We start from the raw sequence: 25,863 nt of genomic DNA on the forward strand, positions 1-25,863 counted from the left end.
GGCGCCGGCGCGCGCAGCAGCGCGACCACGGCGACGAATTCCTGGACATGAACGTCGACGTCGACCCGGACTGGGGCGCGACGGCATCGGACCAGGGCGGCGGCGCTCTGGGCTTCGCCGGCACCGCGCCCACGGGTGCGGCCGCGGGGGCGGCCGGCCTGACCGTGTTGGCCGGTGACGAATTCGGCGGCGGCCCAAGGGCGCCGATGCTGCCGGGCACCTGGGAGCCGGGGGACGCCGGCGCGGCGGGGCGCCACCGCCAGTCGGGGTAGGGTCGGTTAGGTGCGTAGCGAAGGTGATACCTGGGACATCACAACGAGTGTCGGCTCGACCGCGCTGTTCGTGGCCACCGCGCGGGCGCTGGAGGCGCAGAAGCCCGAGCCGCTGGCCGTCGATGAGTACGCGGAGCTGTTCTGTCGCGCCGTCGGCGGCCCCGCGGCCGACGTGCTCGACGGCAAGGAACCTGACCACCCGCTGAAGACCGCCGACTTCGGCGAGCACTTCGTCAACTTTCAGGGCGCCCGCACCCGGTACTTCGACGAATACTTCTGCCGGGCGGCCGACGCGGGCGTGCGGCAGGTGGTCATCCTGGCCGCCGGGCTGGACTCACGCGCCTACCGGCTGGACTGGCCGGCCGGAACCACGATTTTCGAGCTGGACCGTCCGCAGGTCCTAGATTTCAAGCGCGAGGTGCTCGCCGGCCACGGCGCCCAACCGCGCGCCGAGCGCCGTGAGATCGCCGTCGACCTCCGCGAGGACTGGCCGCAGGCGCTGCGCGACAACGGCTTTGATCCCGCACGGCCCTCCGCGTGGATCGCCGAGGGCTTGCTGATCTATCTGCCGGCCGCCGCCCAGGAGCAGCTGTTCACCGGCCTCGACGGCCTGGCCGCGCGCGGCAGTCACGTCGCGATCGAGGACGGCGCACCGCTCGAGCCGGACGAGTTCGAGGCCGCGGTCGAGGAGGAGCGGGCGGCCGCCGCCGAGGGCGACGAGCGCTTGTTCTTTCGGTTGGTCTACAACGAGCGGCACGCGCCGGCCACCGAGTGGTTCGGCCAGCGCGGCTGGACCGCCGAGGGCACTCCGCTGGCCGATTACCTGCGGCAGGCCGGCCGGCCGGTGCCGGGCCCTGACACCGAGGCCGGGCCGATGGTCGCCCGCAACACCCTGGTGAGCGCCGTCAAGGACTGACGGGAACTTTTCCCCACCCGCCACCGACTACTACCTGCGGGCTCACGCCGCCAACAGCCCAGGCGGCCGTGTAGATCCAGCCCGCTCGGTAAGGAGTCGTTGCCATGACCGCGCCGGTGTGGATGGCGCTGCCCCCGGAGGTCCATTCGGCGCAGCTGAGCAGCGGTCCCGGCGCGGGCGGCCTGCTGGCCGCCGCCGCGGCGTGGAGTTCGCTGAGCGCCGGCTACGCCTCGGTGGCCGACGAACTGACCGGAATCCTGGCCGCGGTCCAGGCCGGGGCGTGGGAGGGGCCGACCGCCGAGCAGTACGTGGCCGCGCACGCGCCGTATCTGGCGTGGCTGACGCGGGCCAGCGCCAACAGCGCCGCGGCGGCCGCGCGGCACGAGACCGCCGCGACGGCCTACACCGCGGCGCTGGCCGCGATGCCGACGCTGCTGGAGCTGGGCGCCAATCACGCGATCCACGCGGTGCTACTGGCGACCAACTTTTTCGGCATCAACACCATCCCCATCGCCCTGAACGAGGCCGACTACGTCCGGATGTGGATCCAGGCCGCCACCACCATGGCGACCTACCAGACCGTCGCCGGCACGGCGGTCGCATCCGCGCCGCAGACCGATCCCGCGCCGCAGATCCTGCACGCCGCCGACGACAACGGCGACGGCACGGACACGGGCGACAGCGGCGACATCATCGACAACGACGGCGGCGATCCGACGCAATGGAGTTGGTGGGTCAACCGGCTCACCGAAGTGACCCAGACGCTGGGCCGCGACCTCGAGGAATTTCCCGAGAACCCGGCCGAGTCGCTGGCGCAGGTGCAAAACGACGTCCCCCTGCTGGTTGCGGACGAGTTCACCCACGTCGGGGAAGTCCTCGACACCTTCCCCCAGTTGCAGGCGGTCATCCCGCTCGCGCTCACCGCGCCGCTCGGCGCCGGTTCTCCGGCGGGTTTCGCGGGGCTGGGCGGGCTGGCCGGGATCCAGCCCGCGGCTCCCGCGGCGACGGCCGCGCCCGTGTCCGACGCGCCCGCCATGCCGGCGCCCGCCGGCACGCCGGCGGTGAGCGTCGCCCCCACCGCGTCGGCCCCGAGCCCGGCCCCGGCGCCGGCCCCCGCGCCGGCACCTGTGTCGGTGGCGGTCGCAGCGCCGCCCCCGCCGCCGGGCGTGGCGGGGGGCGCCTTTCCCTACCTGGTGGGCGGTCCGACCATGGGGTCCGGCTCCGGGATGAGCGGCACCGCACGCCGCAAGGCGCCGGAACCCGACAGCGCCGCGGTTTCCGCGGCGGCGGTATCGGCGCGCCAGGCGGAACGGGCGCGCCGGCGCCGGCGGGCGGCAATGCGCGACAACCACCGCGGTTATCGCTACGAATTCGTCGACCCCGAGTGGGACATGGACGACGAGCCGACCCCGGACGCGTCGCAGCCGGTCGCGTCCGACCGCGGCGCGGGGGCATTGGGCTTCGCCGGGACGGAGGGCCGTGAGGCCGCCGCGGCGGCGGGTTTGGCCACGCTTCCCGGTGACGAGTTCGGCGGCGGCCCAGCGCTGCCGATGGTGCCGGGCACCTGGGACCGCTGAGTTGCTAATGAAAATGGTTTTCAGTAAGCTGCGGTTGGCCGAGTCAGAGAGGGCGCTGGCAAACCCTTGGTACCGAGGCGAAAAACCGAATGTGCGGACAGTTGTCGGCGATAGACTCCGAACAATCGGTACAAATGCGCACGCTGAGCCGCTATGCGAAAGAGGGCAAGGGCCGCCTCGACATTGAGTTTAGGTAATGCTAACTTCAGGCGAGTTAGGTTAGGGGAGGCTACATAGATGGGAAGAAGCGGCCGTGGAACGTGGTGACAGCGGCGTGCTCGCAGCTCGGCCCGTCAATCCCCGCCCGGCCGGCCGGGTGGACGGCGACGTCATCAGCCGGTTCGCCACCTGTTGCCGGGCGCTCGGCGTCGCGGTCTATGACCGGCAGCGCCCCGCCGACCTGGCCGCGGCGCGCTCCGGTTTCACCGCGCTGACGCGTATCGCGCACGACCAGTGCGATGCCTGGATCGGACTGGCCGCCGCCGGCGACGCCTCGCTTCGCGTCCTGGAGGCGGTGTCGCGCACGGCGACCACGGCGGGCAGGTTGCAGCGGCAGGTGGAGCTGGCGCCCGGGGCCCTGGGCTTCCGCTACGACACCGGCCTGTACTTGCAGTTCCGCGCCGCCGCCCCCGACGACTTCCACCTCGCCTACGCCGCGGCGCTGGCCGCAACCGGCCGGTTCGCCGAAGCGCACGAGATCGTCGCCGGCCTCCTCGACCGCCGGCCCGGCTGGCGCGAGGCCCGCTGGGTCTCGGTCGTCGTCAACTACCGCGCCGAGCGCTGGTCGGACGTCGTCAAGCTGCTGACCCCGATCGTCAACGACGCCGATCTCGACGAGACGTTTTCCCACGCCGCGAAGGTGACCCTGGGCACCGCGCTGGCCCGGCTGGGCATGTTCGCGCCTGCGCTGTCCTACCTCGAGGAGCCCGAGGGTCCCGTCGCGGTCGCGGCGGTGGACGGCGCGCTGGCCAAAGGGCTGGTACTGCGCGCGCACGTCGACGAGGACTCCGCAAGCGAAGTGCTGCAGGAGCTGTACGCGGCCCACCCCGGCAACGAACAGGTCGAACAGGCGTTGTCCGACACCAGCTTTGGGATCGTGACGACCACCGGCGCCCGCATCGACGCCCGCACCGACCCCTGGGACCCCGGCACCGAGCCCACCGCCGAGGACTTCGTCGACCCCGCGGCCCACGAGCGCAAGGCCGCGCTGCTGCACGAGGCCGAACGCCAGCTCGCCGAGTTCATCGGTCTGGACGAGGTCAAAAACCAGGTGTCGCGGCTGAAGAGCTCGGTGGCCATGGAGCTGGTGCGCAAGCAGCGCGGCCTGACGGTGGCGCAGCGCACCCACCATCTGGTGTTCGCCGGTCCGCCCGGGACCGGTAAGACGACCATCGCCCGCGTGGTGGCCAAAATCTATTGCGGTCTGGGGCTTTTGAAGCGGGAGAACATCCGCGAGGTGCACCGCGCGGACCTGATCGGCCAGCACATCGGCGAGACCGAGGCCAAGACCAACGCGATCATCGACAGCGCGCTGGACGGGGTGCTGTTCCTGGACGAGGCCTACGCCCTGGTGGCCACCGGCGCCAAGAACGACTTCGGGCTGGTAGCCATCGACACCCTGCTGGCCCGCATGGAAAACGACCGCGACCGGCTGGTGGTGATCATCGCCGGCTACCGGGCGGATCTGGACAAGTTCCTCGACACCAACGAGGGCCTGCGGTCCCGATTCACCCGCAACATCGACTTCCCCTCCTACACACCGGGCGAGCTGGTGGAGATCGCGCACAAGATGGCCGAGCAGCGCGACAGCGTCTTCGAGCCCGCCGCGCTGGACCACATGGAGGCCCTGTTCTCGAAGTTGGCCACCGAGTCGACGCCGGACGCCAACGGGATCTCCCGGCGCAACCTCGACATCGCGGGCAACGGCCGGTTCGTCCGCAACATTGTCGAGCGCTCCGAGGAAGAACGCGAATTCCGCCTCGACCATTCGGAACACGCCGGAACCGGGGAATTCAGTGACGAGGAGCTGATGACGATCACCGACTGCGACGTCGAGAAGTCGGTGGAGCCGCTGTTGCGCGGGCTCGGGCTGTCGGTGCCGGCATGACGAGCAATAACCATGAGCCCGAAGGGGACCGGCGCTCGTTCGCCTCGCGGACCCCGGTCAACGACAACCCCGACAAGGTGGAATACCGCCGCGGTTTCGTCACGCGTCATCAGGTGAGCGGCTGGCGCTTCGTGATGCGCCGCATCGCCTCGGGCATCGCGCTGCACGACACCCGGATGCTGGTCGACCCGCTGCGCACCCAGTCGCGCGCGGTGCTGATGGGCGCGCTCATCCTGATCACCGGCCTGGCGGGCTGCTTCGTGTTCTCACTGATTAGGCCCAGCGGGACGGCGGGCAACAACGCGGTGCTCGCCGACCGCTCGACCGCCGCGCTGTACGTGCGGGTCGGCGAGGACCTGCACCCGGTGCTCAACCTGACCTCGGCCCGGCTGATCGTCGGCAAGCCGGTCAACCCCACCACGGTGAAAAGCGCTGAGCTGGACCGCTTTCCGCGGGGCAACCTGATCGGTATCCCCGGCGCGCCGGAGCGCATGGTGCAGAACGCCTCGCACGACGCGGACTGGACCGTGTGCGACGCCGTGAGCGGTGCTGCGCATGGAGCCCACAGCACCGGCGTCACGGTGATCGCCGGGCCGCCCGACGGCACCGGCGCGCGGGCGACGGCGATCCGCGCCAACCAGGGGATCCTGGTGGACAACGGCACCACCACCTGGCTGCTCTGGGACGGCAAACGCAGCCAGATCGACCTGGCCAACCACGCCGTCACCACCGCGCTCGGCCTCGGTGTCGGCAATTCCGACGTGCCCGCGCCGCGGCCGGTCGCCCAGGGATTGTTCAACGCGATACCGGAGTCACCGCCTCTGACGGCGCCGTCGATTCCGAATGCCGGTGGTCCCGCGGTCTTTTCGGTGCCCGCACCGGTTGGCGCGGTCGTCGTCTCGTACGGTCTCGAGCAGAACTCGTCCGGCGCCCTGCATTACTACGCGGTATTGCCCGACGGGCTGCAGCCGATCTCGCCGGTGCTCGCCGCGATACTGCGCAACTCCAATTCCTATGGGCTGGACCAACCGCCGCGGCTCGGCGCCGACGAGGTGGCGAGGCTGCCGGTGTCGCGGATGCTGGACACCGGCCGTTACCCCGATCAGCCGCTCGCCCTGATCGACGCTTCGAAGAGCCCCGTCGCGTGCGCGTACTGGAGCAAGCCGGCCGGCGCGGCGACGAGCTCGCTGAGCCTGCTCGCCGGGTCGGTGTTGCCGGTGCCGGATGCGGTGCGGACGGTGGACCTGGTCGCCGCCGGCTCCCAGGGCACCGCCACCCGCGTCGCCCTGGCGCCGGGGACCGGGTACTTCACGCAGACGGTGGGCGGCGGTTCGGCGGCACCGGCGGACGGCTCGCTGTTCTGGGTATCCGACACCGGGGTGCGCTACGGCATCGACACCGAGGCCGAGAACGGGCCCGGGGCCGTCGGGCACGGGAAAACGGTTGCGGCGCTTGGCCTGAACGCCCCCGCGGTGCCCGCCCCGTGGTCGGTGCTGTCGCTGTTTGCGCCCGGGCCCACGCTGTCGCGCGCCGACGCGCTGCTGGCCCACGACGGCCTGGCACCCGACGCCAAGCCGGGTCGCCCGGTTGCGGCGCAGGGAGAGGGACGATGAGCCGACTGATCTTCGAGGCCCGCCGCCGGCTTGCGCCGCCGGCGAACCGCAAGGGCACCATCACCATCGAGGCACCGCCGGAGCTGCCCCGGGTGGTTCCCCCGTCGTTTCTGCGGCGGGCCATGCCCTATGTGCTGGTCATCCTGATCGTCGGCATGGTGGTGGCGCTGGTGGCCACCGGCATGCGGGTCATCTCCCCGCAGACGCTGTTCTTCCCGTTCGTGTTGCTGCTCGCGGCGACCGCGCTGTACCGCGGCAACGACAACAAGACCCGCACCGAGGAGGTCGACGCCGAACGCGCCGACTACTTGCGCTACCTGTCGGTGGTGCGGGACAACGTCCGCACCGCCGCCGCCCAGCAGCGCGCGGCGGCCCAGTGGTCGCACCCCGACCCGGCGGCGCTCGCGGCGGTGCCCGGCTCGCGGCGCCAGTGGGAGCGCGACCCGCACGATCCCGACTTCCTCGTGTTGCGGGCCGGCCGCCACCAGGCGCCGCTGGCCACCGCGCTGCGGGTCAACGACACCGCCGACGAGGTCGACCTGGAACCGGTGTCGCACAGCGCATTACGCAGCCTGCTGGACACCCAGCGCACGGTCCGCGACGTGCCGACCGGGATCGACCTGACCAAGGTCTCCCGGATCACGGTGCTCGGCGCCGAAGACGAGGTGCGGGGGGCATTGCGCGCCTGGGTCGCTCAGGCCGTGACATGGCACGACCCCACGGTGCTCGGCGTGGCGCTGGCGGCCCGGGACCTGGAGAGCCCGGACTGGTCCTGGCTGAAGTGGCTGCCGCACGCCGACATCCCGGGCGAGCTCGACGGGGTGGGCCCGGCCCGGTATCTGTCGACGGACGCCGACGAGCTGGTCGCGATGCTGGGGCCGGCGCTCGTCGACCGCCCCGCGTTCAGCGGTGCACCCGCGGATGCGTTGCGGCACTTACTGATCGTCGTCGACGACCCCGACTACGACCTGAACGCCTCGGCGCTGGCGGTGGGCCGGGCGGGGGTCACCGTCGTGCACTGTTCCGCCATACCCCCGCACCGGGAGCAGTATTCGGACCCGGAGAGGCCGATCCTGCGCCTGACGGCCGGCGCCATCGAACGCTGGCAGACCGGCGGCTGGCAGCCCTACGTCGACAGCGCGGATCGCCTGAGCGCGGAGGACGCCGCGCACCTGGCCCGCCGGCTGTCGCGGTGGGACTCCAACCCGACGCACGCCGGCCTGCGCTCCGCGGCCACCCGCGGCGCGACGTTCGGCACGCTGCTGGGCATCGGCGACGCGTCGCGGCTGGACGTGCCGACGCTGTGGGCGCCGCGCCGCCGCGACGACGAGTTGCGGGTTCCGATCGGCGTCACCGCGACCGGCGAGCCGCTGATGTTCGACCTCAAGGACGAGGCCGAGGGCGGGATGGGCCCGCACGGCCTGATGATCGGCATGACGGGGTCCGGGAAGTCGCAGACCCTGATGTCGATCCTGTTGTCGCTGTTGACCACCCATTCGGCGGACCGGCTGATCGTCATCTACGCCGACTTCAAGGGCGAGGCGGGCGCCGACAGCTTCCGGAACTTCCCGCAGGTGGTCGCGGTGATCTCGAACATGGCCGAGAAGAAGTCGCTGGCCGACCGCTTCGCCGACACGCTGCGCGGCGAGGTGGCCCGCCGCGAGACGCTGCTGCGGGAGGCCGGCCGCCGGGTGCAGGGCAGCGCGTTCAACTCCGTGACGGAGTACGAGAACGCGGTCGCGGCCGGGCACGAACTGCCGCCGATACCCACGCTGTTCGTGGTCGCCGACGAATTCACCCTGATGCTGGCCGACCATCCGGAATACGCCGAGCTGTTCGACTACGTGGCCCGCAAGGGGCGCTCGTTCCGCATCCACATCCTGTTCGCGTCCCAGACCCTGGACGTCGGCAAGATCAAGGACATCGACAAGAACACCTCGTACCGCATCGGTCTGAAGGTGGCCAGCCCCAGCGTGTCCCGCCAGATCATCGGCGTGGAGGACGCGTACCACATCGAATCCGGCAAGGAACACAAGGGAGTGGGCTTTTTGGTGCCCGCGCCCGGCGCGACCCCGATCAAATTCCGCAGCACCTACGTCGACGGCATCTACGAGCCGCCGCAGGCGGCGAAAGCCCTTGTGGTGCACTCGAACCCGGAGCCCAAGCTGTTCACGGCCGGGATGGTGGAGCCCGATCACGGCACCGTGATATCCACCGGCGAGGACGAGGATGTCGCCGGGCCGCCGCGCAAGCTGATCGCGACCATCGGCGAGCAGCTGGCGGGCTACGGGCCGCGGGCGCCACAGCTGTGGCTGCCGCCGCTGGACGAGCCGATCCCGCTGACCGCGGTGCTGGCGCGCGCCGGCGTGGCGCAGGGACAGTGGCGCTGGCCGCTCGGCGAGATCGACAAGCCCTTCGAGATGCGCCGCGACGCGCTGGTGTTCGACGCCTCGTCGGCGGCCGGCAACATGGTGATTCACGGCGGCCCCAAGTCCGGCAAATCGACTGCGCTGCAGACGTTCATCATGTCGGCGGCCAGCCTGCACTCGCCGCGCGAGGTCACGTTCTACTGCCTGGACTACGGCGGCGGGCAGCTGCGGGCGCTGGAGGGCCTGGCGCACGTCGGCAGCGTCGCCTCGGCGCTGGAACCCGAACGCATCCGCCGCACCTTCGGCGAGCTGGAGCAGCTGCTGCTGTCCCGGCAGCAGCGCGAGGCCTTCCGGGAACGGCACGGATCCGCCCCCGACGACGGCTACGGTGAGGTGTTCCTGGTCATCGACAACCTCTACGCGTTCGGCCGCGACAACACCGACCAGTTCAACACCCGTAATCCCTTGCTGGCCAAGGTGACCGAGCTGGTCAACATCGGCCAGGCCTACGGCATCCACGTGGTCATCACCACCCCCAGCTGGCTGGAGGTGCCGCTGGCCATGCGCGACGGCCTCGGGCTGCGGCTCGAGCTCAAGCTGCACGACGCGCGGGACAGCAACGTTCGGGTGGTCGGCGCGCTGCGCCGCCCCGCCGACAGCGTTCCGCACGACCAGCCGGGCCGCGGATTGACCATGGCCGCCGAGCACTTCCTGTTCGCGCTTCCCGAGCTCGAGCAGGTCGCCGCGATCAACGCCCGCTACCCCGGCGTCTCCGCGCCGCCGGTGCGCCTGCTGCCCACCGATCTCGCACCCGACGCGCTGGGGCCGCTCTATCGCGGCACGGAGTCGGTGGTCATCGGTCAGCGCGAAGAGGACCTCGCGCCAGTCGCCGTCGACTTCGCCGCGAACCCACTGCTGATGGTGTTCGGCGACAGCAGGTCCGGGAAAACCACCCTGCTGCGCCACATCATCCGCACCGTCCGCGAGCACTCCACCGCCGACCGCGTGGCGTTCACCGTGCTGGACCGGCGCCTACACCTCGTTGACGAGCCGCTGTTTCCCGACAACGAGTACACGGCCAACATCGACCGGGTCACCCCGGCGATGCTGGGGCTGGCCAACCTGATCGAGTCCCGGCGCCCGCCGGCGGGCCTGTCGCCGGCGGAGCTGTCCGGCTGGCGCTACCAGGGCCACACCCACTACCTGATCATCGACGACGTCGACCAGATCCCGGATTCGCCGGCGATGAGCGGTCCGTACGTCGGGCAGCGGCCGTGGACCCCGCTGATCGCGCAGCTGGCGCAGGCCGGCGATCTGGGCCTGCGGGTGATCGTCACTGCGCGGGCCACCGGGTCGGCCCACGCGTTGATGACCAGCCCGCTGCTGCGCCGCTTCAACGACCTGCAGGCGACCACGTTGATGCTGTCGGGCAATCCGCAGGACAGCGGCAAGATCCGCGGCCAGCGGTTCGGCCGGATGCCCGCCGGCCGGGCAATCCTGCTGAGCGACAGCGACATTCCGACCTACGTGCAGTTGGTCAACCCGCTGGCCGGGGAGGCCGTGATGTCCGGTGAGACGCAACAGAAGGGGAGTTAGTCATGACGTTGCGAGTGGTTCCCGAGGGGCTGGCCGCGACCAGCGCGGCCGTCGAGGCGCTGACGGCGCGGCTGGCGGCCGCGCACGCTGCGGCGGCGCCGGCGATTACCGCGGTGGTGCCGCCGGCGGCGGATCCCGTGTCGCTGCAGACGGCCGCGGGGTTCAGCGCCCAGGGCCAGGAGCACGCCGCCGTCGCCGCCCAGGGCGTCGAGGAGTTGGGCCGCGCCGGCGTCGGCGTGGGCGAGTCCGGCGCCAGCTACCTCGCCGGTGACACGGCCGCGGCCGCGACCTATGGGATGGGGGCCGGCTGACAATGACGGCCCCCGTCTGGATGGCGTCGCCGCCGGAGGTGCACTCGGCGTTGCTGAGCGCGGGTCCGGGGCCGGGGTCGCTGCTGGCGGCCGCGGGTTCCTGGTCCTCGCTCAGCGCCGAATACGCTTCGGCGGCGGCCGAACTCAGCGGGATTTTGGGGGCGGTGCAGGCGGGGGCGTGGCAGGGCCCGAGCGCCGAGCGATACGCGGCGGCTCACCTGCCATACCTGGCGTGGCTGCAACAGGCCAGCGCCGACAGCGCCGGTGTGGCCGTCCAGCACGAGGTCGCCGCCACCGCGTACACCGGCGCGCTGGCCGCGATGCCGAGCCTGGCCGAGTTGGCCGCCAATCACATCATCCACGGCGTCCTGGTGGCCACGAATTTCTTTGGCATCAACACCATTCCGATCGCGCTGAACGAGGCCGACTACGTGCGCATGTGGGTGCAGGCGGCCACCACGATGGGCGCCTATCAGGCGGCCTCCGGCGCGGCGCTGGCCTCGGCGCCGCGCACCACGCCCGCTCCGTCCATCGTGAATCAGAACGGCGCGGCCAGCCCGGCCGCCCAGTCGGGCGCCTCGCTCAATCCGTCCGACCTGCTGTCCCAGTACACCAATTTCTACGGCAACATGTTCCAGGAGCTCGGCACGTTCTTCCAGGATCCCGTCGGGAACTCGGTGAAGATCATCCAGGCGTTCATGACGAATCCGTCCGAGGCGCTGGTGCTTTACGGCCCGCTGTTGTTCGCGCTCGCCTACCAGGCTTTCTCCTGGGTCGGCGCGTCGATCACGTACCCGTCGCTGCTGCTGAGTCCTTTCCTCGGGCTCATCCTCCCGGTGACCCTGCAACCGGCGCTGGCGCTCGCGGCCGCGGCGCCCGCGCTGGCGGCGCCCGTGGCGGGGGGCATCGCCGCGACCGCCGCACCCGTTTCCGCGGTGTGGCCGGTCGCCGGTGTCGCCCCGACGGCCGCGGCTCCCGCGGCGGCGCCGGCGTCGGTGGGCACCGCGGGCGCCGGCGCGACCGCCGCGCCGGCCCCGGCGACAACCGCCGGAACCTTCGCGTACATGGTGGGTTTCGGCGGTGGCCCCGGAACCGAGTCCGGCCCGACGGTGGGTGGCCGCGACGGCGCCAAGGCGCCGGCGGCGACCATACCGGCGGCGGCTGCGGTGGCGCCCGGCCGGGCCGAGGCACGGGCGCGGCGGCGCCGGCGAGCGGCGATGCGCGAATACGGCGACGAATTCCTGGACATGGATTCCGACATCGGCGTTCCGCCCGACTACGACGCCGAGGAGTTGGTGTCGGCGGTGGCTTCCGGAAACGGGGCCGGGAGCCTGGGCTTCGCGGGGACCACACACAAAGACACCGCCGTGGGCGCGGCAGGGTTGACCAAGCTCGCCGGCGACGAGTTCGGCGGCGGCCCGCGGGTGCCGATGGTGCCGGGCACGTGGGATCGCGAGCCGGGGAGAGGGGGAGACGACGACGCCTAACGTGGCAGTCAGCAACCGAAATCCGAAGAGAGCGAAAGGAAACCAATCACCATGAGTATGTTGGACGCTCATATTCCACAGTTGGTGGCCGCGCAGTCGGCGTTTTCCGCCAAGGCGGCGCTGATGCGCAGCACGATCAGCCAGGCCGAGCAGGAAGCGGTGTCGGCGCAGGCTTTCCACCAGGGGGAGGCCTCGGCGGCGTTTCAGGCCGCGCACGCCCGCTTCGTCGAGGCCGCGGCTCGGATCAACACCCTGCTGGACATCGCCCAGGCCAACCTCGGCGACGCCGCCGGCACCTACGTGGCCGCCGACGCCGCGGCCGCTTCCGGCTACACCGCGTTCTGATCAGACCCCTAACCGCGAAAGGACTTGCGATGTCGCAAATCATGTACAACTACCCCGCGATGCTGGGCCACGCCGCGGACATGTCGGGCTACGCCGGCACGCTGCAGGCGCTCGGCTCGGACATCGCCAGCGAGCAGGCCACGCTGTCCAACGCCTGGCAAGGTGACACCGGCATGACGTATCAGGTGTGGCAGGCGCAGTGGAACCAGGCGATGGACAGCCTGGTGCGGGCCTATCAGTCGATGGCCGCGACCCACGACGCCAACACCACCGCGATGCTCGCCCGCGACCAGGCCGAGGCCGCGAAGTGGGGGGGTTAACCCCCGCCCGATGAGCGCTGCACCAAATGCCGTCGAGCTGACGGTTGACCACGCGTGGTTCATCGCGGAAACCATTGGGGCGGGCAGCTTCCCATGGGTCCTGGCGATCACCACGCCCTACCGCGACGCCGCGGAGCGCGCCGAGTTCTTCGAGCGCCAGCGCGCCGAGCTGACCCGGATGGGTCTGGTGTCGCCGGACGGGCTCGTCACCCCGGCGGTCGCCGGCTGGATCAAAACGGTGTGCTTCCCGGACCGGTGGCTCGACCTGCGCTACGTGGGACCCGCGGCGGCCACCGGCGCCGGCGACATGCTGCGCGGGGTGGTCGCGCAGCGCTGCACCGGTGGCAGCGGTAGGGCGCCGAACACCGTCGTGGCATTGCGCAGCGCGCAGCTCGTCACCTTCACCGCCATGGATATCGACGACGCCCGCGGGCTGGTGCCCGTCCTCGGTGTCGGGCTGGCGCAGCGGCCACCGGCCCGTTTCGACGAGTTCAGCATGCCGATGCGGGTGGGGGCCCGCGCCGACGAGCGGCTGCGGGCCGGCGCTTCGTTGGCGGAAGTCGTTGATTATCTGGGTATTCCGGCGTCCGCGCGACCGGTGGTGGAGTCGGTGTTCTCCGGGGCGCGCAGCTACGTCGAGATCGTCGCCGGCTCCCACCGCGACGGGCAGCACTGCACCACCGAGGTCGGGATGAGCATCGTCGACACCGCAGCGGGCCGGGTGCTGGTCAGCCCGTCGCGTGCCTTCGACGGCGAGTGGGTCTCCACGTTCGCGCCGGGCACGCCCTTCGCCATCGCCATCGCGGTCGAGCAGCTGACCGCGCTGCTGCCCGAGGGCCAATGGTTCGCCGGCCGGCGGCTGTACCGAGACTTTTCCGCACAGAGTTCATAACCGCCCAACGTTCATCTACAGCAACGAGATAGAGAAGAGAAAACCATGTCAGTGTCGTCCGGCGCCGTGATGCCGATCGTGCGCGTCGCCATCCTCGCGGACAGCAGGCTGACGGAGATGGCCCTGCCGGCCGAGCTGCCGCTGCGCGAAATCCTGCCGGCGGTGCAGCGTCTGGCGGCCCCCGCGGCCACCAACGGTGACACCGAGGACACCCTGGATGGTCTCGCGGCCACTCACCTCAGTCTGGCACCGATCGGCGGCGCGCCGTTCAGCCTGGACGCCAGCCTGGACACCGTCGGGGTCGTCGACGGCGACCTGCTGGCGCTGCAGCCGGTGCCCGCCGGGCCGGCCGCGCCGGGCATCGTCGAGGACATCGCCGACGCCGCCATGATCTTCTCGACCTCGCGGCTGCGTCCCTGGGGCACAGCGCATATCCAGCGCGCGGCGCTGGCCGCCGCGATCGGCGCGGCCTTCCTGGTGACCGGCCTCGGCGTCACCTACCGGGTTACCACGGGCGCGCTGTCCGGGCTGGTCGCGGTCGCCGTGATCGCGGCCCTGACCGGGGTGGTCGGGCTGCTGATCACCGCGCGTGCCCCGCGCGCCGGGATGGCGCTGTCGATCGCGGCCCTCGTGCCCATCGGCGCCGCCCTGGTGTTGGCGGTGCCCGGCGGGTTCGGGGCGGCGCAGCTCATGCTGGCCGCGGCGGGCGTCGCCGCGTGGTCGCTGATCGCCCTGATGGTCCCGGGCCCGCAACGCGAGCGTGTCGTCGGCGTCTTCACCACGACAGCGACCGTCGGTGCCGGGGTGTCGCTGGCCGCCGGCGCCGAATTGCTCTGGCGTTTCCCGATACTGACGATCGGCTGCGGGCTCATCGTGGCGGCGCTGCTGGTCACCGTCGAGGCCGCTCCGTTGTCGGCGCTGTGGGCGCGCTTCCCGCTGCCCGTCATTCCCGCGCCCGGCGATCCCACCCCGTCCGCGCCGTCGTTGCGCGTGCTGGAGGACCTGCCGCGGCGGGTGCGGATCGGCGACGCGCATCAAAGCGGGTTCATCGCCGCCGCGGTGTTGCTGAGCGCGCTGGGCTCGGTGGCGATCGCGCTGCGCCCGGAGTCGTTGGGCGGCTTCGGCTGGTACGTGGTCGGCGCGACCGCCGCGGCGTCGGTGCTGCGCGCCCGCGTGTGGGACTCGGCCGCCTGCAAGGCCTGGCTGCTGGCCCAGCCGTACCTGGTCGCCGGTGTCCTGTTGGTGCTCTATGCCGCGACGGGACGGTACGCCGGCGCCCTCGGCGCGGCGCTGGTGCTCGTCGCGCTGGCGCTGGTGTGGGTGGTGGTGGCGCTGAATCCGCGCATCGCCGCGCCGGAGAGCTACTCGCTGCCGCTGCGGCGGCTGGTGGGCTTCGTCGCGGCGGGCCTGGACGCCTCGCTGATCCCCGTGATGGCCTACCTGGTCGGTCTGTTTGCCTGGGTGCTCAATCGATGATGCGGCCCCAAGCCGGATTGGCCTGCGTCACGGCCGCTTTGGCGGCCATGATGTGGACCGCTCCGTCGGCGTTCGCCATCGAGGCGCCGAGGGTGGACCCCGGCGTGCCACCGCCGAGCGGAGCCCCGGGGCCCGGGCAGCCGATGGAGCAGCGCGGTCCCTGCAGCGCCTCCGGCGTCATCCCGGGCAGCGATCCGGCCGTGGCGACACCCAGCCAGTCGATGCTGAATCTTCCTGCCGCATGGCGCTTTTCCCGTGGCGAGGGCCAACTGGTGGCGGTCCTCGACACCGGCGTGCGCCCCGGCCCGCGGCTGCCCAACGTCGATCCCGGCGGGGATTTCGTCGAGACCACCGACGGCCTGACCGACTGCGACGGCCACGGCACCTTGGTGGCGGGCATCATCGCCGGGCAGGCCGGTGACGACGGGTTCTCGGGAGTGGCGCCCGCCGCGCGGGTGCTCTCGATCAGGATGACGTCCGCGAAATTCTCACCGCGCACGCCGGGCGGTGATCCGTTGCTGGCCAGGGCATCCCAGGACGTGGCGACGCTGGCGCGGGCGATCGTGCACGCCGCCGACCTCGGTGCCCGGGTGATCAACATCTCCGCGATCACCTGCCTGCCCGCCGACCGGACGGTCGACCAGGCCGCGCTGGGCGCGGCGATCCGCTACGCGGCGGTTGACAAGGACGCGGTGATCGTGGCCGCCGCCGGTAACAACGGACCCACCGGATCGGTCGCCGGCGGAACGTCGTGCGACTCGAACCCGCTCACCGACCTCGGCCGCCCCGGCGACCCGCGCAACTGGGCGGGTGTCACGTCGGTCTCCATCCCGTCGTGGTGGCAGCCCTACGTGCTGTCGGCGGCCTCCCTCACACCGGACGCGGAGCCGTCGAAATTCACCATGGCCGGGCCGTGGGTGGGGATCGCGGCGCCCGGCGAAAACATCGTGTCGGTCAGCAACCGCGACGGCGGCGGCCTCGGCGGTCTTGCCAATGGCCTACCGGATGACCACCAACAGCTGATCCCGTTGAGCGGCACCAGTTATGCGGCCGGCTACGTGTCGGGCGTGGCGGCGCTGGTGCGCAGCAAGTACCCCCAACTGACCGCGACGCAGGTGGTGCACCGCATCAGCGCGACCGCCCACAACGGTGCCCGGGCGCCCTCCAATGTCGTCGGCGCCGGCGCGGTGGATCCCGTGGCGGCGCTGACGTGGGAGCTGCCCGCCGGCAATCCCTCCGGCGCGGCGGCGACCAGACCGGTCGCCGTGCCGCCGAGACCCGCGCCCGAGGACCCCACCCCGCGGACCGTCGCGTTCGCCGGAACCGCCGCGCTGGCCGGCGTCGTCGCGGCCGTCGCCGCCATCGTCGCGATCGTGAGAAAGAAGGAGACCACCCCGTGAGCCGCTCGATACCCGCTCCAGGAGCCGGCCGAATCACGCTGGCGCTGTTGGCCGTGGTGCCCGCGGCGATGGCGTATCCCTGGCGATCCCCCCGCGACCACTGGGTCCTCGGCATCGCGGCCGCCGTGGTGATCGTGCTGTTCGGTTGGTGGGGCGGGTTGCACCTCACCACGATCCTGCGCAGGCGCCTGGCGATGGCGCGGCGCGCCCGCGGCTTCGTGCCCGAATCGGGCTGGGCGACCAGCGCCACCGCCCTGCTGCGACTGGGGCCGCCGCTCGGCGACCCGGGCGTGCTCCCGCTGCCGCTCATCGCCGACTACCTGGACCGGTACGGCATGCGCGCAGACAAGATCCGAATCACCAGTCGCGACAACACGTCCGATGCCTCGAGACGCCAGACCTGGATCGGGCTCACGGTGTCGGCGGTCGACAACCTGGCGGCGCTGCAGGCGCGATCGTCGCGCATCCCGTTGACCGAGGCCGCCCAGGTTGCCGCGCGCCGGTTGGCCGACCACCTCCGTGAGATCGGCTGGGACGTCGGCACCGTCGCACCGGACGACGTCCCGCGGCTGCTGGCACCCAACGCCCGCGAGACGTGGCGGGGTGTGCAGCGCGGGGAGTCGGATTACATTGCGGCCTATCGTGTTCGCGTCGACGACGGGCTGGCGGAAACGCTGGACGCGATCCGCTCGCACCCGGCGCGCGAGACGTGCACGGCGCTGGAGATCGCCGGCGACCGGACCCACCGCACCGTCGCCGCCGCCTGTGCGTTCTTGACCGATTCGCCCCCCGCGGGCGCGGCGCCGCTGGCCGGGCTGATCCCGCAGCGCGGTAATCACCGGCCCGCCCTGGCGGCGTTGGATCTGTCGTCGGCGCAACGCCTCGACCGACACGCCGACGAGCCCGCCGGGCTCCTGGCCGGACTGGCCTGGCCGACCCCGGTGCGCGGTGCTCACCGGGCGACGCCGGCGCAAACCGCTAGAACATCACCCCGCGCAGAAACCGGGTCATCCGGCGCAGATAGTCCAGCTGGCTCACGTGCAGCACATGGCTGCCCGGAAACCAGTGCAGCGCACAGCGATTCCAGTGCTCCCACAGCGTGACGGCCTGTCCCGGCGGGGCCATCCGATCACCCAGGCCGGTGATGATCATCCGGCGGTCCTTCGCGATCAGCGGCGGGTAGTTCAGCGGCGAGTGATAGGACAACCCGGCGGTGAGTTCCGCACGGCTGATCTTGGACATCCGCAGCCCTAGCCCCATCAGCTTGTTGGCCGGGAACCATTCGTCGAACATCGTTGACGGCGTCACGACCGGGCAGTTGGGGATGACGGCATCGAGCCGATCGTCGACCGAAGCCACCAGCGCGGAGGTGTAGCCGCCCAGCGAGATGCCGGTCAGCGCGATGCGCTCGACGCCGGTGTGGCGCAGGTAGTCGATGATGGACCGGAAGTCGTGCACGGCCTGGGCCATCGCCTCGGCGAAACCGCACAGCCCGCCCGCGAAATACCCGAAACCGCTGAACGGCGAAAACTTTTCGGCCCGCGGGCCGTGGAACGGCAGCGTGTACATCAGCACGTCGTAGCCCGACCGGTAATACCACGGCAGCGTGAAGAACCGCCCGTTGGCCAAATACGACGACCCCATGAAGCCGTGGATGACGCACAGCGTGGGGTGCGGGCCGTCGCCATGCCGCCAGTGCTGCGCGTGCACGACGTTGTTGGCGGACAACGCACTCCAGCGCGTGCGCATCGCGGGATTGATCGCCCGAAAGCTGCTGGGAAACGAGATGTTGTCGACGGTGCCGTGGGCGATCCACTCGGCGAGCCGATTGGCCGGACGCGACGACACGGTGGGCGCCTCGGTGGGCGCCGGAAACGACCTCGCCGGGTCGCCTTCGGCGCCGAGCTCGGCATAGAAGCGCAGGGCGTCGCGTTCGCTGCCCGAGCGCACCGACGTGGCCAGCACGGCCGGCGTGACGGTGGTGGTCAGCACCGACGCGACCGCTGTGCGCAGCGCCAGGTCGGAGATGGCCGCGGCCTCGACGATCATTCGCTGACGGGGCGACAGCGCGGAGCGTGGCGGCAATCCGGCGGCGCCGGCGGGCACGTCGGCGCCCGGAACATCCGGAACGGGAACCGGGGGATTGACCGGATCCGGGTCGGGCGGTGTCACAAACGCGATGCTATCGCCCACTCGGTCGGCGCCGGGGCCGCATCCGGTAATACGGTTTACCTATCAGCCCGACCCGTGCTGGTGTTGATCAGGAGGACCGACATGTGGGATCCCGACGTCTACCTGGCCTTTGCTGACCATCGCAGCCGCCCGTTCTATGACCTGGTGTCGCGAGTGGGTGCCAAGCAGGCGCGTCGGGTCGTCGATCTGGGCTGCGGCCCGGGCCACCTGACCAAGTACCTGGCCCGGCGCTGGCCGGAGGCGGTGATCGAGGCGGTGGACAGCTCGCCGGAGATGGTCGCCGCCGCCAAGGAGCGCGGCATCGACGCGGTCATCGGCGACTTGCGCGACTGGAAGCCCAAGCCCGACACCGACGTGGTGGTCTGCAACGCCGCACTGCATTGGGTGCCCGAGCACGCCGATCTGCTGGTGCGGTGGGCCGGCGAGCTGGCGCCCGGCTCGTGGATCGGCGTGCAGATGCCCGGCAACTTCGAAACCCCGTCGCACGCCACGGTGCGGACCTTGGCCCGCCGCGAGCCGTACGCGAAACTCATGCGCGACATACCGTTTCGAGTGGGAGCGGTGGTCCAGCCGCCGATGAACTACGCCAATCTGCTGCTGGACGCCGGATGCAAGATCGACGTCTGGGAGAGCACCTACCTGCATCAGCTGACCGGTGAGAATCCGGTGCTGGAGTGGATCACCGGCACGGCGTTGGTGCCGGTGCGCGATCGGCTCGACGACGAGTCCTGGGACCAGTTTCGCCGCGAGCTCATCCCGCTGCTGGACGACGCGTATCCGCCCCGCGCCGACGGCACGACGATTTTCCCGTTCCGGCGGGTTTTCATCGTCGCCGAGGTCGGCGGCGCCCAGCGCACCGCCGCCGGATAGGTCTATTCCTCGACGCCGCGGTCGATCGCGATCGCCGAGCGGCTGCTCGGCTTGGTGCGGTGAATCTCCAGATACGTTTCGGTGTAACGCAGGGCGATGCGGTGGCCGGCAAACTCCGACGGGATGACGTCACCGGTGCGCTGGCGCCAATCATGCAGGCGCACAGCAAGATCGGCGGCGATCGCTTCCACGCCCGCGTCGTCGCCCTGCGCGCCCGTCAGCAGATTGGCGGTTTCGCCGGGATCGGTGCGCAGGTCGTAGAGTTCACGCTCGGGGCGCGGGCCCGCAATGAACGGTGCGACCGCCTGACCCGACGGGCTTTCCTGGATATCCAACGGCAAATCGAGCAGCGGGCGGGCCGCGTAGTTCTCGATGTAGCTGTAGTCCTTGGTGCGGATCGCGCGAATGGGGTCGAACGAGTCGTGGTAGGTCTTCATGGTGTACACCTGCTGCCGGACCGGTTGGGCGCGCGGGCCCGGCGCCAGCAGCGCGTCGGCGTGTGAGACCCCTTCCACGTCGGCCGGCACGTGCACGCCCAGGAGCCCGAGCAGCGTCGGCACCAGATCGACGCCGCTGAACAGCTCGTCGTAAACCTGCGGCGCCACCGCGCGTTTGGTGGGCGGGCGGACGATCATGCCGATGCCGGTCCCGGCGTCGTACAGCGTGGATTTCGCGCGCGGAAACGCCGGCCCGTGATCGGTGAAGAACACCACCCAGGTGTTGGCGTCGAGGCCCGTTTCGGCCAGCGCGTCCAGCAGCCGGCCCACGGCGGCGTCGGCCGCGGCGATCGCCCCGTAGAAGTCGGCGAGGTCGCCACGAACGTCGGCGGTGTCGGGCAGGTAGTCGGGGGGATCGACCTGGGCGGCGTCGGCCGGCTCGTAGCGGTCGCGCGGGTAGGGCCGGTGCGTCTCGAAGAAGCCCGCGGTCAACAGAAATGGCTGGCCCCCAAGGTTTTCGGCGCTGTCGCGCAGCCATTCCTCCGTTCGGTCCACCACGTAGTCGCAGTAGGAGTTGGACACGTCGAACTCGTCGAAGCCCAGCCGCTTGGGATAGGACGTCTCGTGTTGCATCCCGAAAAGGGCTGAGTAGTAACCCGACTCGGACAACATCTGGGGCAGCGTGCGCACGCCGCTGCGATACTCCCAGCCGTGGTGCGCCAGGCCGACCAACCCGTTGCTCTGCGGGTAGCGCCCGGTGAACAGCGACCCGCGCGACGGCGAGCACAGCGGCGCGGTGGCATGGGCACTGGTGAACAGGATGCCCTCGGCGGCGAGGCGGTCCAGCTGCGGGCTGGCCACGTCGGGGTGGCCGTAGGCGCCGAGATATCGACCCAGGTCGTGCCAGTGCACGAGCAGCAGATTCTCTTTGGCGTGTTGAGCCGTCATTCCGTCACCTCGACCGGCGACGATACAGCAGGTCGTCCGTGGCCCGCGGGCGTTACGCTCGGCGCGATCCCCACTCGTTCTCGGAGACGAACTCCGGCAGCGGCCGGCCGAGGGCCCAGCCGTCGAGCTCCAGGGCCGGCCGGTCGGGAAACTCGGGCACCGGGCCCAGGCACAGGATGGCCACCGGCTCGGCGTCGGCGGGCATCGCCAGCAACGCCGCCAACCGTTGCGGGTCGAACAGGGAAACCCAGCCCATGCCAAGGCCTTCGGAGCGCGCCGCGAGCCACAGGTTCTGGATGGCGCACGACACCGACGCCAGATCCATCTGCGGCAGCGTCCGCCGCCCGAATACGTGCCCGTCGCGGTTGTCGCGCAGCGCCACCACGAACAGTTCGGCGCACTCGAGGATGCCCTCGACCTTGAGCGCCAAGAATTCCTCGGCCCGCTCGCCCAGCGCCGCGGCCGTGAGCGGACGTTCCTCGTCGACGAGCGCGTGAATGCGTCGGCGCAGCGAGTCGTCGGTGATCCGGATGAAGCGCCAGGGCTGCATCAGGCCGACGCTGGGCGCGGCGTGCGCGGCGGCCAACAACCGCGCCAGCACGTCCTCGGCCACCACGCCGCCGGGCGAGAACCGGCGCATGTCGCGCCGTTCGGAGATCACCCGATAGACGGCCCGCCGCTCCTCGGGGCTGAAGGCCGCATCGGTCACACCAGTCATCGTAGGAAAGCGGTCGGCGCCGTGACGATCACGGCGAATAGGTGACGCCCACCGCGCGGAAGACGTAGTCGGGCGGCATGTCGAAGGCCAGCGACCGCCGCGGCAGCGCGGCGAGCACGTCGTCCGGGATCGCCGCCTTGTAGTGCAGCGACAGCTCCCCGCTGAATTTGGGGTCCACCTCGGCGACGTCGACGCCGACCTGCACACCGGTCGACGAGATCTCGACCTTGGCCGCGCCCGTTCGCGGCGCGTCCCAGCGCGCGTCGACGGTGGGGCCGGCCAACTTGGGCAGCATCGACAGCGTCGCCAGCACCCGCTCCGAGGTGAAGACCAGCGAGCCGACGTAACTGGCGACGCTGTGCGGCAACCGCACGCCGGGGATGGTGCCGCGGAAGCGCCGGGTCACCGCGACGTAGTCGGCCAGGTAGATGAGGCCCTCCGCCTCGACCTGCGCGTGCAGGCCGGCGGGTAGCTTGCCGATGCCGAACAACCTGCGGACGAAGACCGCCATAAACGCCAGTATGACCGGCCTGGTATCCGTTGACTCATGACCCGCCCCCGCACCGGCTGGGCCGTGGGCGTCGCCCTGGCCGCCGCGCTCGTGTACGCGGTCCTGTGCGTGGGCTACTGCCGGCATTGGGGTTGGCCGCAGCGCCTCGACTGGTCGTTGCTGAACCCCGCCCACGGCATCGGCGTCAAACACCCGGCGTGGGTGAGCCTCTGGGACGGGGTGTCCGTCGCGCTGGGGCCGGTGCCGCTGCGGCTGCTGGGCATGGCCGCGACGGTGGCCGCGCTGGTGCGGCGCGACGTGCGGGCGGCGCTGGTGTTGTTCGCCTGTGCGGAGCTGAACGGGCTGGTGACGTGGGCCGCCAAGGGCCTGGTGGACCGCCCGCGACCGCCGACGATGTTGGTGGCGGTGCCCTCCTGGTCGTTTCCCTCGGGGCACGCGCTGGAGGCGACGTCCGCGTTGCTCGCCCTGCTGGCGTTCCTGCTGCCGGTGCTCAGCCGCGCGCTGGGCCGCGTCGCGATCGCGGTGACGGCGCTCTGCCTGCTGCTGGTCGGGATCGCCCGGGTGGCGTTGAACGTGCACTACCCGACCGATGTGCTGGCGGGGTGGGCGCTGGGCTACCTCTACTTCCTGTTCTGCCTTGCGATGTTTCGGCCCTTTCCCAGGGCGCTGGCCGACCCCGCGCCGGTGATCACGACGCAGTTACGCAACCGGGTCTAAAACTTTACTTGACCAGCAGGTTCGCGCCGCCCGACCATTGGATCCATGCGCCGACTGCTCGCTTCGCTGTGCGCCGGGGCGTGCCTGCTCGCCGCGTCGCTCCTGGCGGCACCCGCGGGTAACGCGGCCGCGCCCTGGTTCGCGAACTCCGTCGGCAATGCCACGCAGGTGGTCTCCGTCGTCAGCACCGGCGGCTCCAACGCGACGATGGACATCTACCAGCGCACCGCCGCCGGGTGGCAGGCGCTGGTGACCGGCATTCCCACCCACGTCGGCTCCGCGGGCATGGCGCCGCAGGCCCGCAGCGGGGTTCCGGCCACGCCGATGGGCGTGTACACGCTCGACTCCGCCTTCGGCACCGCGCCGAATCCCGGTGGGGGACTGCCCTATACGCAGGTCGGGCCCAACCACTGGTGGAGCGGCGACGACCACAGCCCCACCTTCAACAGCATGCAGGTCTGCCAGAAGGCGCAGTGCCCGTTCAGCACCGCGGCCAGCGAGAACCTCCAGATCCCGCAGTACAAACACGCGGTGGTCATGGGCGTCAACAAGAACAAGGTCCCGGGCGGCGGTTCGGCCTTCTTCTTTCACACCACCGACGGCGCCCCCACCGAGGGCTGCGTGGCGATCGACGATCCGACGCTGGTGTCGATCATCCGCTGGCTGCGGCCCGGCGCGGTGATCGCCATTACGAAATAGCCCGGCCGGCCCGCCTGGGCCTGCGGTGTTTGCATGATTCGGTGACGTGGGCGACGCTTGCGTGGAGTTACTCGAACACGGAAGGCGCCGCGCGATGACAGAGCTGGTTACCGGGAAAACGCTGCCGAATGTCGTCGTCACCGGCGTCGCCATGACGACCGCGCTGGCGACCGACGCCGAGAACACCTGGAAGCTGTTGCTGGACCGCCAGAGCGGCATCCGAACCCTCGATGACTCGTTCGTCGAACACTATGACCTGCCGGTGCGCATCGGTGGACACCTGCTGGAGGAGTTCGACGAGGGATTGACGCGGGCCGAGCGCCACCGGATGGGCTACCTGCCACGGATGGCCAGCCAACTGAGCCGCCGGGCGTGGGAGAACGCCGGCTCGCCCGAGCCCGACCCCGACCGGTTGATGGTGTCCATCGGCACCGGCCTGGGCTCGGCCGAGCAGATCGTCTTCAGCTACGACGACATGCGCGCCCGCGGGCTCAAGGCCGTCTCCCCGCTCGCGGTGCAGAAGTACATGCCCAACAGCGCCGCCGCGGCGGTGGGCCTGGAACGGCACGCCAAAGCCGGGGTGATCACCCCGGTTTCGGCGTGTGCGTCGGGTTCGGAGGGCATCGCCCAGGCATGGCGCAACATCGTGTTCGGCGAGGCCGACATCGCCATTTGCGGCGGGGTCGAGGTCAAGATCGAGGCGGTGGCGATCGCGGCGTTCGCGCAGATGCGCATCGTGATGTCGACCAAGAACGACGACCCGGTGGGCGCCTGCCGCCCCTTCGACCGGGACCGGACCGGCTTCGTCTTCGGTGAGGCCGGCGCGCTGATGGTGATCGAGACCGAGGAGCACGCCAAGGCCCGCGGCGCCCCGATCCTGGCGCGGCTGATGGGGGCCAGCATCACCTCCGACGGCTACCACATGGTCGCCCCGGACCCCAACGGGGAACGCGCCGGGCACGCGATGTCGAGGGCGATCCAGCTGGCGGGTGTGACGCCGGCCGACATCGACCACGTCAACGCCCACGCCACCGGCACGTCGGTGGGCGATTTGGCCGAGGGCAAGGCCATCAACAACGCGCTGGGACCGCACGGCGGCAACGCGGCGGTGTACGCGCCCAAGGCCGCGCTGGGTCACTCCGTGGGCGCGGTCGGCGCGGTCGAGTCGATCCTGACCGTGCTCGCGTTGCGCGACCAGGTGGTTCCGCCCACGCTGAACCTGGAAAACCTCGATCCGGAGATCGATTTGGACGTGGTGGCGGGCAAGCCGCGCCCGGGTGAATACAAGTACGCGATCAACAACTCGTTCGGGTTCGGCGGCCACAACGTCGCCATGGTGTTCGGCAAGTACTAGTCCTGGCCGGGTTCGCCGAAGGTGAAGCCACGGCGACTTTTTCGTGATTTTTTCGCGCTGGCTGCACGCTCGGTGAAGGGCGTACTGCGCCGACGCCTACGCCAAAGCGCGGCCGGGCTTGACCTTGAAGTCCATGCCTGCCAACGACATTGTCGCGTCGTAGGTCCTGTCGTAGCCGGTTCCGCTGATCTTCCAGCCGGCGTCGGTGCGCCGGTAGGAGTCGCGGTAGAAGGCCGCGCCGATCAGCATGAAGTTCAGGTCGGCGACGATGACCCGGTCCTGCAGATACCAGTTGCCCGTCGCGGTGTCGCCGGTCACCGTGATGTCCGGGTGGGTCACCCGGTGCTCGGTGATGACGTTCGCGGGCAGCGAGGTGCGCATGTACTCCACCAGGTCGGCGCGGTTGGTGAAGTGCAGCTCGTTGCCGATCGACGGGCCGTAGTCGGCCTTGATGTCCTCGGCCAGCGTGTCGGTGAAGTCGTCCCAGTGCTTGGTGTCCAGCGCGCGTAGGTAGCGGTATTTCACCTGTTTGATGGCTTCGATGTCGGCTAACTCTTGAGGGGTCATCCGGTCATTGCAGCACATGGCGAAAGGAGGCCTGCGGTCAGTAGGAGAGCCCGGGCCTGTGCCGAGATATAAATGGCTGCGACCCGGATCGGCGTGGATTCATACGGTCAGTGCAACATCCGTGATTTGGGAGGTTGCCGTGCCGAGTGGATATCCGTTTCCGAGGTC

The 25,863-nt window shown here is 70.8% G+C and carries 21 protein-coding genes and 2 pseudogenes; 18 read left to right on the forward strand and 5 right to left on the reverse strand.

Annotated features, from left to right (window positions below; translation table 11 throughout):
* From A5673_RS29475 to eccE, 14 genes and pseudogenes are all read left to right on the forward strand, one after another.
* A pseudogene (locus A5673_RS29475) lies at positions 1-272 on the forward strand (hypothetical protein); the annotation flags it as partial.
* A gap of 10 nt (positions 273-282) precedes the next feature.
* The gene (locus A5673_RS07630) at positions 283-1,188 is read left to right on the forward strand and encodes a class I SAM-dependent methyltransferase (RefSeq protein WP_068229352.1); all 906 of its coding nucleotides are present in this window, start codon (positions 283-285) and stop codon (positions 1,186-1,188) included.
* 104 nt (positions 1,189-1,292) lie between these two features.
* Positions 1,293-2,765 (forward strand): PPE domain-containing protein, encoded by a 1,473-nt coding sequence (locus tag A5673_RS07635; RefSeq protein WP_068229353.1) that lies wholly within the window; start codon positions 1,293-1,295, stop codon positions 2,763-2,765.
* A 253-nt stretch (positions 2,766-3,018) separates the two neighbouring features.
* A complete protein-coding gene (gene eccA / locus A5673_RS07640; protein WP_068229356.1) occupies positions 3,019-4,872 on the forward strand; it encodes a type VII secretion AAA-ATPase EccA in 1,854 nt (617 codons plus the stop codon).
* Positions 4,869-6,485 carry a type VII secretion protein EccB gene (eccB, locus tag A5673_RS07645; protein ID WP_068229358.1) on the forward strand — a complete coding sequence of 539 codons (1,617 nt, stop codon included), beginning with the start codon at positions 4,869-4,871 and terminating at the stop codon, positions 6,483-6,485. Before eccA ends, eccB begins: the two co-directional genes overlap by 4 nt.
* Positions 6,482-10,450, forward strand: a complete 3,969-nt coding sequence (gene eccCa, locus A5673_RS07650) for a type VII secretion protein EccCa (protein ID WP_068229360.1) — start codon at positions 6,482-6,484, stop codon at positions 10,448-10,450. Before eccB ends, eccCa begins: the two co-directional genes overlap by 4 nt.
* A 2-nt stretch (positions 10,451-10,452) precedes the next feature.
* Positions 10,453-10,761 (forward strand): PE family protein, encoded by a 309-nt coding sequence (locus tag A5673_RS07655; RefSeq protein WP_068229362.1) that lies wholly within the window; start codon positions 10,453-10,455, stop codon positions 10,759-10,761.
* Between the two features lie 2 nt (positions 10,762-10,763).
* The gene (locus tag A5673_RS07660; protein ID WP_068229364.1) at positions 10,764-12,248 is read left to right on the forward strand and encodes a PPE family protein; all 1,485 of its coding nucleotides are present in this window, start codon (positions 10,764-10,766) and stop codon (positions 12,246-12,248) included.
* Positions 12,249-12,299: 51 nt separating this feature from the next.
* Positions 12,300-12,593 (forward strand): WXG100 family type VII secretion target, encoded by a 294-nt coding sequence (locus A5673_RS07665; protein ID WP_068229367.1) that lies wholly within the window; start codon positions 12,300-12,302, stop codon positions 12,591-12,593.
* Between the two features lie 29 nt (positions 12,594-12,622).
* On the forward strand, positions 12,623-12,913 hold the full coding sequence (locus tag A5673_RS07670) for a WXG100 family type VII secretion target (RefSeq protein ID WP_068229370.1): 291 nt from the start codon (positions 12,623-12,625) through the stop codon (positions 12,911-12,913).
* Positions 12,914-12,923: 10 nt separating this feature from the next.
* Positions 12,924-13,805, forward strand: a complete 882-nt coding sequence (locus A5673_RS07675; protein WP_068229373.1) for an ESX secretion-associated protein EspG — start codon at positions 12,924-12,926, stop codon at positions 13,803-13,805.
* Positions 13,806-13,850: 45 nt separating this feature from the next.
* A complete protein-coding gene (gene eccD, locus A5673_RS07680) occupies positions 13,851-15,281 on the forward strand; it encodes a type VII secretion integral membrane protein EccD (protein WP_156747996.1) in 1,431 nt (476 codons plus the stop codon).
* Positions 15,278-16,681, forward strand: a complete 1,404-nt coding sequence (gene mycP, locus A5673_RS07685; protein ID WP_068229379.1) for a type VII secretion-associated serine protease mycosin — start codon at positions 15,278-15,280, stop codon at positions 16,679-16,681. Before eccD ends, mycP begins: the two co-directional genes overlap by 4 nt.
* A pseudogene (gene eccE, locus A5673_RS07690) lies at positions 16,678-17,667 on the forward strand (type VII secretion protein EccE); the annotation flags it as partial. The gene mycP and the pseudogene eccE, both read left to right, overlap by 4 nt.
* Here the strand turns inward: eccE and A5673_RS28990 are convergent.
* Positions 17,660-18,853: a S9 family peptidase gene (locus A5673_RS28990; protein ID WP_068229397.1), complete on the reverse strand. Its 1,194-nt coding sequence runs from the start codon at positions 18,851-18,853 to the stop codon at positions 17,660-17,662. The pseudogene eccE and the gene A5673_RS28990 overlap by 8 nt on opposite strands.
* Positions 18,854-18,955: 102 nt before the next feature.
* Here A5673_RS28990 and A5673_RS07700 point away from each other — a divergent pair, with 102 nt between their 5' ends.
* Positions 18,956-19,744, forward strand: coding sequence for a trans-aconitate 2-methyltransferase (locus A5673_RS07700; RefSeq protein WP_068229380.1), 789 nt, complete (start codon positions 18,956-18,958; stop codon positions 19,742-19,744).
* A 2-nt stretch (positions 19,745-19,746) separates the two neighbouring features.
* On the opposite strand, the gene A5673_RS07705 is transcribed toward A5673_RS07700, so the two are convergent.
* The 3 genes from A5673_RS07705 to A5673_RS07715 are packed head-to-tail and all read right to left on the reverse strand — an operon-like array spanning position 19,747 to position 22,358.
* A complete protein-coding gene (locus A5673_RS07705) occupies positions 19,747-21,129 on the reverse strand; it encodes a sulfatase (RefSeq protein ID WP_068229381.1) in 1,383 nt (460 codons plus the stop codon).
* A 52-nt stretch (positions 21,130-21,181) separates the two neighbouring features.
* Entirely contained in the window at positions 21,182-21,847 is a 666-nt protein-coding gene (gene bluB / locus A5673_RS07710; RefSeq protein ID WP_068229383.1) for a 5,6-dimethylbenzimidazole synthase, read from the reverse strand.
* Between the two features lie 28 nt (positions 21,848-21,875).
* Positions 21,876-22,358 (reverse strand): hypothetical protein, encoded by a 483-nt coding sequence (locus tag A5673_RS07715; protein WP_068229385.1) that lies wholly within the window; start codon positions 22,356-22,358, stop codon positions 21,876-21,878.
* A 36-nt stretch (positions 22,359-22,394) separates the two neighbouring features.
* Between A5673_RS07715 and A5673_RS07720 the strand changes: the two genes are divergently transcribed.
* The 3 genes from A5673_RS07720 (at position 22,395) to kasB (ending at position 25,128) form a co-directional block, all read left to right on the forward strand.
* Complete coding sequence (locus A5673_RS07720) at positions 22,395-23,075, forward strand: phosphatase PAP2 family protein (RefSeq protein WP_068229388.1); 681 nt, start codon at positions 22,395-22,397, stop codon at positions 23,073-23,075.
* Positions 23,076-23,120: 45 nt separating this feature from the next.
* On the forward strand, positions 23,121-23,774 hold the full coding sequence (locus tag A5673_RS07725) for a L,D-transpeptidase (protein WP_068229391.1): 654 nt from the start codon (positions 23,121-23,123) through the stop codon (positions 23,772-23,774).
* Positions 23,775-23,868: 94 nt separating this feature from the next.
* Positions 23,869-25,128 carry a 3-oxoacyl-ACP synthase KasB gene (gene kasB, locus A5673_RS07730; protein WP_068229392.1) on the forward strand — a complete coding sequence of 420 codons (1,260 nt, stop codon included), beginning with the start codon at positions 23,869-23,871 and terminating at the stop codon, positions 25,126-25,128.
* Positions 25,129-25,224: 96 nt separating this feature from the next.
* Here the strand turns inward: kasB and A5673_RS07735 are convergent, their stop codons facing one another.
* On the reverse strand, positions 25,225-25,713 hold the full coding sequence (locus tag A5673_RS07735; RefSeq protein ID WP_068229394.1) for a nuclear transport factor 2 family protein: 489 nt from the start codon (positions 25,711-25,713) through the stop codon (positions 25,225-25,227).
* Positions 25,714-25,863 lie beyond the last annotated feature (150 nt).

Source organism: Mycobacterium sp. E3198, from assembly GCF_001667015.1.
GTDB lineage: Bacteria > Actinomycetota > Actinomycetes > Mycobacteriales > Mycobacteriaceae > Mycobacterium.

Coding starts and splice junctions, on each gene's coding strand:
- A5673_RS07675 (WP_068229373.1), top strand. CDS start 12,924: ATGAGCGCTGCACCAAATGCCGTCGAGCTGACGGTTGACCACGCGTGG.
- eccB (WP_068229358.1), top strand. CDS start 4,869: ATGACGAGCAATAACCATGAGCCCGAAGGGGACCGGCGCTCGTTCGCC.
- A5673_RS07720 (WP_068229388.1), top strand. CDS start 22,395: ATGACCCGCCCCCGCACCGGCTGGGCCGTGGGCGTCGCCCTGGCCGCC.
- A5673_RS07635 (WP_068229353.1), top strand. CDS start 1,293: ATGACCGCGCCGGTGTGGATGGCGCTGCCCCCGGAGGTCCATTCGGCG.
- A5673_RS07725 (WP_068229391.1), top strand. CDS start 23,121: ATGCGCCGACTGCTCGCTTCGCTGTGCGCCGGGGCGTGCCTGCTCGCC.
- A5673_RS07715 (WP_068229385.1), bottom strand. CDS start 22,358: ATGGCGGTCTTCGTCCGCAGGTTGTTCGGCATCGGCAAGCTACCCGCC.
- A5673_RS07665 (WP_068229367.1), top strand. CDS start 12,300: ATGAGTATGTTGGACGCTCATATTCCACAGTTGGTGGCCGCGCAGTCG.
- kasB (WP_068229392.1), top strand. CDS start 23,869: ATGACAGAGCTGGTTACCGGGAAAACGCTGCCGAATGTCGTCGTCACC.
- A5673_RS07705 (WP_068229381.1), bottom strand. CDS start 21,129: ATGACGGCTCAACACGCCAAAGAGAATCTGCTGCTCGTGCACTGGCAC.
- A5673_RS07670 (WP_068229370.1), top strand. CDS start 12,623: ATGTCGCAAATCATGTACAACTACCCCGCGATGCTGGGCCACGCCGCG.
- A5673_RS07700 (WP_068229380.1), top strand. CDS start 18,956: ATGTGGGATCCCGACGTCTACCTGGCCTTTGCTGACCATCGCAGCCGC.
- mycP (WP_068229379.1), top strand. CDS start 15,278: ATGATGCGGCCCCAAGCCGGATTGGCCTGCGTCACGGCCGCTTTGGCG.
- bluB (WP_068229383.1), bottom strand. CDS start 21,847: ATGACTGGTGTGACCGATGCGGCCTTCAGCCCCGAGGAGCGGCGGGCC.
- A5673_RS07660 (WP_068229364.1), top strand. CDS start 10,764: ATGACGGCCCCCGTCTGGATGGCGTCGCCGCCGGAGGTGCACTCGGCG.
- eccCa (WP_068229360.1), top strand. CDS start 6,482: ATGAGCCGACTGATCTTCGAGGCCCGCCGCCGGCTTGCGCCGCCGGCG.
- A5673_RS07655 (WP_068229362.1), top strand. CDS start 10,453: ATGACGTTGCGAGTGGTTCCCGAGGGGCTGGCCGCGACCAGCGCGGCC.
- eccD (WP_156747996.1), top strand. CDS start 13,851: ATGTCAGTGTCGTCCGGCGCCGTGATGCCGATCGTGCGCGTCGCCATC.
- A5673_RS07735 (WP_068229394.1), bottom strand. CDS start 25,713: ATGTGCTGCAATGACCGGATGACCCCTCAAGAGTTAGCCGACATCGAA.